Genomic DNA, 5,125 nt, shown 5'->3' with positions numbered 1-5,125 from the left:
TGCGAATGACTGGGGGAACCCTGGAATTTTCGGCTTAGTTGCCGGCAGCTTGCCGCCAACTCACTCCTCTAGATAAGTATTTTGACTCAGGCATCTTCCTCTTTTGAGACGTTGTGACACTTAGGGTGCGGAATGTGGGTTCTTACGCCTGCGCGTTACTTTTCGTCCGCCCCACGATAGTTGTATTTCTACAAAATTTGCTTCAAAAAGAGAATCTAGGAGATCTGTTCCGCGTAATCTAACTCCGTTGCGCATCCCGCCTCTTTTCGGAGAATATCGTCGATATTCTTAAATGTCTGCTCGAACATAGGAAAAAGATTAGATACTCTCAAATCTTACCTCGATCGCTCCGGTGATCCTTAGCATAGATTTGTAAAAAGGCTGAAAATGCTTCAGCCTCGTCTAAAAAATCAGATTTTACCCGCAAAATTAAGGAATAGGATTAGCCGAATCCTTGCTTTCTAGGGTTTCGGCAACAGATTCCGTCTTACCAAAAGCAATTCTGAGGAAGGGAGGGGCCAGGAAAGTCGTCAAGATTACCATAATAATAATCGACACCTCCAAAGGCTTATCCAAAATTCCGCTGGCCGAGCCAATCCAGGCAAAAACTAGACCCACCTCACCCCGGGGAATCATACCCACACCCCACCAACAAGCTTTTTGCCGCAAAACCCAGATAACAATTACTTTTCTACCTTAACCCGTTGAGTAACGACAACAATCCCATCTCCTTGAATTAAAATCGCCGATAACCAACGATTTTCTGGTGTTGCCGGCGCTTTTACCCGCTTAAATAAACCGCCGGACTGTAATAATTCCAATTCTAGAGGCTTTGTATTAATATAACGCTCAATATCTACTTTCTCATCGATCGCCGCTCCGGCCAATAAATCATCCCCTAAAGGTTGGCGAACAATCACATCAAAATCAAATTCTTGACCCACTTTCACCCTTTCCGGAATTCTCACTTGAATACTGGGGGGATTTTTGCCGGTGCTTAACTCGACTCTCTCGCTTAAAATCTCCTGATAAACCAGTTTATTCCCTTGAAATTGTTGACGAGAACGAATCGTAGCATTCATTCCCACCACTCTTCCCTGCACCTTTCCTGTCCCGGTAATTTTAGTAATTGTATTGGCCGTTAACTTGTCCCCGGAACGACTCCAAGATTCGAGAGTCGTGGTGTATTGTAGATTGTTATAACGTTCCCAAAAATGAGTTAAAGCCTTTTTAGTTTTTTCGTAGGTCAAGCCATCGGAATTAGTAAATTTTGGACTATAAAACTCCATTAATTGCTTGATATCCCGCTCATTAGCCGCCGTTTCAATTTTGGAGATAAGGGTTTTTAAATTAGCTGGAGCAGTTTCTGGCTTTTCGGCCCGCAGACCGGTGGCAAGGGTAAAAGTTAACCCCAAACCTAACAGCAACGATAGAGAAAAATTGAGGGATTGACGAAAAAATTTATCGGGGATTGTGTTCAAGTTACGCATTAGTGATAGTTTGTGTAAGGATCGATAACTATGGTAGATTATTTCATTCTAGGACTGAATTTACCCTCTCTCGAATTATGGCACGCACTCCAACCCGTCTCTTGATTGCCGCTAGTGGTACTGGTGGTCATTTATTTCCCGCTTTGGCCCTGGCCGAGCGCTTGCCGGATTACGAGATTGAATGGTTAGGAGTTCCAGACCGTCTGGAACAGTCCTTAGTTCCAAAAACCTACCCCCTGCACACTATCCCGATTGAGGGGTTTCAAACCCGTTTGGGGTTAAAAACTCTCAAGATTCTGTTCGGTCAACTGCGGGCCATTTGGCAAGTGCGTAGTTTAATCAAAAAACGTCAGATAGCGGCAGTTTTTACCACCGGGGGTTATATCGCGGGCCCGACCATTTTAGCGGCTCGTTTAGCCAATATTCCCGTCATCCTACACGAATCTAACTACATACCGGGCAAAGTCACGAAAGTTCTCGGTCGCTGGTGCGATACGGTTGCCCTCGGTTTTCAGGGAACCGCCAGCTATTTACCCGGCACTCGCACCACTTGGGCTAGTACGCCTGTACGAGAGCAGTTTCTCATTCCCCAGTCCCTGGATTTACCGATTCCAGAGACTGCTTTTTTAATTGTCGTTGCCGGTGGTTCTCAAGGGGCCGTGGCTCTTAATCAAATTGTCCGACAAAGCGCTCCCCAATGGTTAGAAAAAGGTATTTATATCGTGCATCTCACGGGAGAAAACGACCCCGAAGCGGATAGTTTGCGCCATTCTAACTATTTTTCCCGGCCTTTTTACGACAATATGGCGGGATTATGGCAAAGAGCTAATCTGGCTATCAGTCGCTCCGGAGCCAGCACTTTAACAGAATTAGCGATCACTTGTACGCCTTCGATTTTAATTCCCTATCCTTTTGCTGCCGAAGACCATCAGTTCTATAATGCCAAAGTTTTCGCTGAAGCTCAAGCCGCTTATCTTTATCGTCAAAATGAGTTAACTGCTCAGTTTTTAGGCGAATTAGTCCTGGATTTATGGTCTAATCCCGAAAAATTGTCCGCCATGGCCCAACAAGCTTCTCATCTAGCCATTAGTGATAGTGCCGATTTATTAGCCGATTTGTTGAGAAGAAAGAGTCAAAAAGATAGTTTTTGAAACAAATCAGCCACGGGAAAAGTGAACCCCGGAACCACATCTTCCCCCTCCAGAAAATCTCCTGATGTTAATAATCCCCGCGGTTCGTACCCGCAACGATAAACTAAGACATAGTGTTGACCTGGACTGATAACCCAGAGCAAACGAGTCCCATTGGCAAAATATTCGGCAATTTTGTCCTCGATTTCTGCCACTGTATTCCCTGGAGAGAGAATTTCTACCACTAAATCGGGCCCACCTTCTAAAAAACCCGTCGGCAATTCTTCCAATTCTTGCAGACGTTCCTTGGCAAAAAAAGCTATATCGGGAGAACGTTTATTGCCATTTTTCATAGTAAAAGCAGTGCTGGAGTCCAATAATACCCCTAGTTTTCGAGATGTTACTAAAGCGAATAAAGCAGCACTTAAAATAATGGCAATATAACCGTGTAAAGCCCCAGAATTACCCAGATTAATTAACTCTCCCTTGACCAATTCGTAACGATTACCATCGTCAGGTAACGCCATAAACTCTGCATCAGTCCATACTTTTGTCTCTGGAGTTTTCATCACAGTAGTTTCTCGAATAGACATAATTTATCCTCGGTAAATATTCACAAGTAAAACCCTTAAAGAATTTCCTGCAACATCCGATTGGCCTGGGAAGCGTAACCACCACCAAATAAATTAAAGTGGTTGAGAATATGGTAGAGATTGTAAAGAGTTTTGCGCTTTTGATAACCAGCATCGAGGGGGAAAACATCGTTATAACCCCGATAAAAAGCCGCCGGAAAACCGCCAAAAAGTTCCGTCATGGCTAAATCTACCTCCCGGTCTCCCCAATAGGTGGCAGGGTCTAAAATTACCGGTTCCCCATCGACGGTAATTGCCGCATTTCCCGACCACAAATCACCGTGGACGAGGGAGGGATGGGGTTGATGCTGACTCAAAATCTCGCTAATAGCGGGAATAACTTGATCCTCGTCGGGAAAATTGCCGCCGCGCTCCTTCGCAAGTCTTAATTGATAGCCAATACGCTGATGAGCGAAAAAATCCGCCCAATTGTTACTAACGGTATTGATCTGGGGAGTAGAACCAATGGTATTATTACACTGCCAACCAAAGCGATCGGACAGGGAAACTTGATGTAAACGAGCTAAATTTTGCCCCATTTTTTCCCAGCTTTGGCTATTGCCACCGCCGAATTCTAACCACTCTAGCACTAAATAACTAGATTTCTCGGCAATTCCCCAACAAATTGGCTCCGGAACCCTGATAGTCTTGGTAGCGTGAATTTGCTTTAATCCTAAAGCTTCGGCGGCAAACATGGCCTCTTGGTTCGCTTGGTTAATCTTAACGAAATAAATTAAACCATTGCCACTGACCGCATAACCCTGATTGATGCAGCCACCACTAACGGGATGACTTTTCTCAATTTCAAAAGGTTTTTCCGTGGTTTGGGTAATATGTCGGGCAATTTGAGTCCACATGGTTTATCAGTTATCAGTTATCAGTTATCAGTGATCAGTGATCAGTTATCAGTTATCAGTTATCAGTTAAGCTGTTGACTATCTAAATTACTCGTTAAGATTGCAGGGGAGCGGGGAGCGGGGATCAGGGAGAGGCAGTTTGAGCATTTGTACTAAAATTTCCCATACGCAGTTTAAATTCAGTATAGGTTATCAGTTATCAGTTAGAAGGCAAAAGGCAAGAGACAACAGGCAAAAGGCACTGGGAGCATCTCACCTTTGTAACCCCTAAATCAGGTTTTTATGTCAAGCTATTTTGAAAGCCTTGCTGGAAACCAGTTTTAGGGATAAGTATAATTACTCACTTGCATAAATGAGATGCTCCCAAAGGCACAAAGGCACTCTTGCAATAGTTATTTTAGCTAAGTAGCCGGTTACGATTAAAGATAAAATACAAAGAACCAGAAGCCTGTCCCACTATCTAACGTTAGACCGCGCCGTTTACCTGACTTGGAACTACTGTGGGCAGAAAGAATTGATAGACTATCAATATAGAACCCAGAGGTCAAAGACTTATGCTTAGGGACTCCTCAATCATTAGCGCATCTCCAGAGATTATGGGTGGCACTCCAGTCTTTACCGGTACTAGAGTTCCTGTTCAAACGCTTCTGGACTATCTCAAGGCGGGAGAATCCATAGATGATTTTTTGGACGGATTTCCGACTGTAACTAGAGAACAGGTTATTGCTCTACTTGAGGAGGCTGGAAAACAGGTTATTGGCATGGTGGCATAGCTTGACATCCTCACCGCCGTGAACGGACGGTGATTCCCAAACCTCACGATTTAGGTTTCTGCTTCTGTCCCTTGCGGGGTTCCGCACCTGCCTTAACAGATTCACTCTGTTCTGGTCTTATGGTCGCTCTACAGACTGACACCGCAAGCCCTGCGGCCAAAATATTTTTACTAGCGTTAACATCTCGGTCATGGTGAGTCCCACAGTCTGGACAGTCCCATTCTCGAACATTTAACGGCATTT

Annotated in this window: 7 protein-coding genes; 2 read left to right on the top strand and 5 right to left on the bottom strand. The window is 44.5% G+C overall.

The features are described from left to right. Window positions 1–429: 429 nt before the first annotated feature. Together IM509_RS10505 and IM509_RS10500 are read right to left on the bottom strand one after the other, a co-directional pair. A complete protein-coding gene (locus tag IM509_RS10505; RefSeq protein WP_256380726.1) occupies window positions 430–684 on the bottom strand; it encodes a cation:proton antiporter domain-containing protein in 255 nt (84 codons plus the stop codon). After that, window positions 684–1,490: a DUF8623 domain-containing protein gene (locus IM509_RS10500; RefSeq protein ID WP_052277615.1), complete on the bottom strand. Its 807-nt coding sequence runs from the start codon at window positions 1,488–1,490 to the stop codon at window positions 684–686. The genes IM509_RS10505 and IM509_RS10500 overlap by 1 nt, the downstream gene beginning before the upstream one ends. 77 nt (window positions 1,491–1,567) lie before the next feature. Here IM509_RS10500 and murG point away from each other — a divergent pair, with 77 nt between their 5' ends. Further along, window positions 1,568–2,641: an undecaprenyldiphospho-muramoylpentapeptide beta-N-acetylglucosaminyltransferase gene (gene murG / locus IM509_RS10495; protein ID WP_072927596.1), complete on the top strand. Its 1,074-nt coding sequence runs from the start codon at window positions 1,568–1,570 to the stop codon at window positions 2,639–2,641. On the opposite strand, the gene IM509_RS10490 is transcribed toward murG, so the two are convergent. Together IM509_RS10490 and IM509_RS10485 are read right to left on the bottom strand one after the other, a co-directional pair. After that, complete coding sequence (locus IM509_RS10490) at window positions 2,623–3,213, bottom strand: Uma2 family endonuclease (RefSeq protein WP_052277614.1); 591 nt, start codon at window positions 3,211–3,213, stop codon at window positions 2,623–2,625. The genes murG and IM509_RS10490 overlap by 19 nt on opposite strands. Before the next feature lie 35 nt (window positions 3,214–3,248). Beyond that, window positions 3,249–4,109, bottom strand: coding sequence for a fructosamine kinase family protein (locus IM509_RS10485; protein WP_052277613.1), 861 nt, complete (start codon window positions 4,107–4,109; stop codon window positions 3,249–3,251). A gap of 554 nt (window positions 4,110–4,663) precedes the next feature. On the opposite strand from IM509_RS10485, the gene IM509_RS10480 reads away from it, so the two are divergent. After that, window positions 4,664–4,882: a DUF433 domain-containing protein gene (locus tag IM509_RS10480; protein WP_052277612.1), complete on the top strand. Its 219-nt coding sequence runs from the start codon at window positions 4,664–4,666 to the stop codon at window positions 4,880–4,882. A 43-nt stretch (window positions 4,883–4,925) separates the two neighbouring features. On the opposite strand, the gene IM509_RS10475 is transcribed toward IM509_RS10480, so the two are convergent. Next, on the bottom strand, window positions 4,926–5,125 hold a 200-nt coding region (locus IM509_RS10475), incomplete at its 5' end, for a zinc ribbon domain-containing protein (protein ID WP_287716905.1).

Source organism: Microcystis sp. M31BS1, assembly GCF_020245285.1.
GTDB classification, from domain to species: Bacteria; Cyanobacteriota; Cyanobacteriia; order Cyanobacteriales; family Microcystaceae; genus Microcystis; species Microcystis panniformis.
This window is presented reverse-complemented; position numbering and strand designations above follow the sequence as displayed.

Excerpts from the sequence above, each read along its gene's own strand:
- IM509_RS10500 (WP_052277615.1), bottom strand. The coding sequence starts at position 1,490 with ATGCGTAACTTGAACACAATCCCCGATAAATTTTTTCGTCAATCCCTC.
- murG (WP_072927596.1), top strand. The coding sequence starts at position 1,568 with ATGGCACGCACTCCAACCCGTCTCTTGATTGCCGCTAGTGGTACTGGT.
- IM509_RS10490 (WP_052277614.1), bottom strand. The coding sequence starts at position 3,213 with ATGTCTATTCGAGAAACTACTGTGATGAAAACTCCAGAGACAAAAGTA.
- IM509_RS10485 (WP_052277613.1), bottom strand. The coding sequence starts at position 4,109 with ATGTGGACTCAAATTGCCCGACATATTACCCAAACCACGGAAAAACCT.
- IM509_RS10480 (WP_052277612.1), top strand. The coding sequence starts at position 4,664 with ATGCTTAGGGACTCCTCAATCATTAGCGCATCTCCAGAGATTATGGGT.